The 235-nt window shown below is 61.7% G+C and carries 1 pseudogene; it reads left to right on the top strand.

What is annotated here, in order from left to right:
* Nucleotides 1-235 (top strand): annotated as a pseudogene (locus ACWR1S_RS31015) (type VI secretion system tip protein VgrG); the annotation flags it as partial.

Genomic DNA, 235 nt, shown 5'->3' with positions numbered 1-235 from the left:
GCGACTACAAACTCGCCGAAGGCAAAGGTGACGAGCCGACCCTCACCAGCGGCCACTTCCTCACGTTGGCCGAACACCCGCGCGCCGAATGGAACGACCTGTGGCTGCTGCTGGAAGTCTTCCACGAAGGCAAACAACCGCAAGTCCTCGGCGAAAACGTCACCAGCGACGTCACCGACCACAAAAGCGATTTCCACCAGGGCTACCGCAACAGCTTCCTCGCCACCCCGTGGGA

Source organism: Pseudomonas sp. AIG (assembly GCF_977020205.1).
Note: the sequence above shows the minus strand (reverse complement) of the source record. Positions and strands in the feature narration are given on the sequence as shown.